Origin of the sequence: Methylobacterium sp. Leaf361 (assembly GCF_001424445.1) — a bacterium.
Taxonomy (GTDB): domain Bacteria; phylum Pseudomonadota; class Alphaproteobacteria; order Rhizobiales; family Beijerinckiaceae; genus Methylobacterium.
Map to the genome: position 1 here is coordinate 445 of NZ_LMPY01000098.1, position 665 is coordinate 1,109.

The 665-nt window shown below is 77.2% G+C and carries 1 protein-coding gene; it reads left to right on the top strand.

Annotated elements, in window-relative coordinates; genetic code table 11:
- Positions 1 to 102: 102 nt before the first annotated feature.
- The coding region (locus ASG32_RS35545) for an autotransporter-associated beta strand repeat-containing protein (protein ID WP_280141633.1) at positions 103 to 364 on the top strand (262 nt) is incomplete at its 3' end.
- Positions 365 to 665 lie beyond the last annotated feature (301 nt).

Below are 665 nucleotides of genomic sequence, written 5' to 3' on the forward strand. Positions count from 1 at the left end.
GGACCGGCCTCCGCCGTCCTSGGCAACGGCGCCCTCACGGTCTCCAGTGCGGCCGCCTCGACCTACGCCGGCGCCATCCTGGAGACCGCGAGCCCGACCAGCCTGACCAAGGCCGGCCCCGGCACGCTCCTGCTCACCGGCCCCGGCCTCTTCTCCGGCCCGACCACAATCCAGGCCGGCACGCTCTCCCTCAACGGCCTCTGGACCTCGCCGGTCACGGTCGCGGCCAATGGCACCCTGCGCGGCATCGGCACCGTCGCGGCCCSGGTCACGGTCGCGGGCGCCCTGCGGCCGGGCAACTCCCCCGGCACGCTCACCGTCCTCGGCCCGGTGGCGTTCGCCCCCGGCAGCAGCCTCGGCCTCGNGGTCACGGTCGCGGGCGCCCTGCGGCCGGGCAACTCCCCCGGCACGCTCACCGTSCTCGGCCCRGTGGCGTTCGCCCCCGGCAGCAGCCTCGGCCTCGACATCGACGGMCCGGGCACYGGCACCGGCGCGGGCAGCTACGCCCGCCTGCTGGCGCTCGGCCCGACCGGCACGGTCTCGGCCAACGGCACCCTGGTGCCGGAGCTKCGCGGCATCACCGGCAACGCGGGCAACAGCTTCACCCCCGCGCTCGGCCAGCGCTTCGGCGTGCTCACCGCGCAGGCCGGGCTGTCGGGCTCGTT